This window comes from Nitratireductor sp. B36 (assembly GCF_020833685.1).
Taxonomy (GTDB): domain Bacteria; phylum Pseudomonadota; class Alphaproteobacteria; order Rhizobiales; family Rhizobiaceae; genus Nitratireductor.
The window spans coordinates 1-1,092 of the sequence record NZ_JACKZY010000009.1 but is presented as its reverse complement, the minus strand read 5'-3'; the positions used below and the strand labels follow the sequence as shown (position 1 = coordinate 1,092).

Genomic DNA, 1,092 nt, shown 5'->3' with positions numbered 1-1,092 from the left:
GGATGGCGTCCAGTCGGTCAGCGTTGCCGGCACGGCGCTCGCCCTTGGCGATCCGTTCCCGCAGACGGTGTCGAGCGATGCGACGGGCACGCTGGTGGTGACGGGCTACAGCTACAATGCGGTGACGGGTCAGGGCTCGATCAGCTACACCTACACGCTGACGGACAACACGCTCGCCGATCCGGACGGCGTGTCGTTCGGCGTGACGGTGACGGATGCGGATGGCGACAGCCAGTCTGGCACGATCGCCATCGCGATCATCGACGATGCGCCGGTTGCGGTTGCCGATACGGACAGCATCGGTGCGGGCCAGTTCGACCCGGCGACGGGCAATGTGATCACGGATGCTGAGGGCGATGGCGGTGCCGACACGGTCGGTGCGGACGATGCGTCTGTCGTTGGCGTTGCCGCCGGGAACACGGGTGCGGATCTGGATGATGCGACATCGGGGAACCCTGCCACGGTCGGCGCGGTGATCCAGGGCACCTATGGCAAGCTGACGCTGAACGCGGACGGCTCCTACAGCTACACCCGCGATGCCGGCACGGCCGGCGGCGTGTCGGATGTGTTCACCTACACGCTGAAGGATGGCGACGGCGACCTGACGCACACGACGCTGACGATCGACATCGGCAATGCGCCGCCCGAGATCGGCAACCTGACGCCAAAGGCGGATGGTGGCGATGTGGTGGTTGACGAGGATGACCTTGCGGCGGGCCGCGGCGGCGGCAAGCCGGCCGGTTCGGACGGCAGCGATAGCACGACACAGTCGGGCACGTTCACGATCAGCTCGCCCGATGGCATTGCGTCGCTGACGATCGGCGGTCAGAGCTTCATCACCAATGGCGTGTTCACGGCGGGTTCGGTGACAACCGGCCTCGGCAACACGCTCAATGTGACGGGCTATGACGCCGGCACGGGCGTTGTGAGCTACAGCTACACGCTTGTCGACAACGAGACGCATGGCACGGGCGCGGGCGAGAACGACCTGTTCGAGGACTTTGCGGTTGTGCTGACCGATCAGGACGGCCAGAGCGCCAATGATGTCCTGTCGGTGAAGATCGTCGATGACGTCCCCGAGGCCATGGCCGA

The 1,092-nt window shown here is 65.8% G+C and carries 1 protein-coding gene; it reads left to right on the top strand.

What is annotated here, in order from left to right; all coding sequences use genetic code 11:
* The coding region (locus H7H48_RS20060; RefSeq protein ID WP_229450913.1) for an Ig-like domain-containing protein at positions 1 to 1,092 on the top strand (1,092 nt) is incomplete at both ends.